Source organism: Pseudoalteromonas sp. bablab_jr011 (assembly GCF_016464045.1).
In the GTDB taxonomy this organism is placed as follows: domain Bacteria; phylum Pseudomonadota; class Gammaproteobacteria; order Enterobacterales; family Alteromonadaceae; genus Pseudoalteromonas; species Pseudoalteromonas lipolytica.
The window spans coordinates 1-243 of record NZ_JACDWU010000087.1 but is presented as its reverse complement, the minus strand read 5'-3'; the positions used below and the strand labels follow the sequence as shown (position 1 = coordinate 243).

The 243-nt window shown below is 44.0% G+C and carries 1 rRNA gene; it reads left to right on the top strand.

The features are described 5' to 3' along the window. Positions 1-125: 125 nt before the first annotated feature. Positions 126-243, top strand: a 16S ribosomal RNA gene (locus JIG41_RS02925); the annotation flags it as partial.

Here is a 243-nt window from a genome sequence, read left to right as displayed (position 1 = left end):
TGAGTGACCAACGGAAATAAGTTTACTTATTTCAGCACAGTCAATTCAACATCGAAAGATGTTAAATAAATTCAGAATTCATTGAGCATGTCCGCTCCCTTAATGGGAAGGACAGAAAAAACTTTTAATTGAAGAGTTTGATCATGGCTCAGATTGAACGCTGGCGGCAGGCCTAACACATGCAAGTCGAGCGGTAACAGAGAGTAGCTTGCTACTCTGCTGACGAGCGGCGGACGGGTGAGT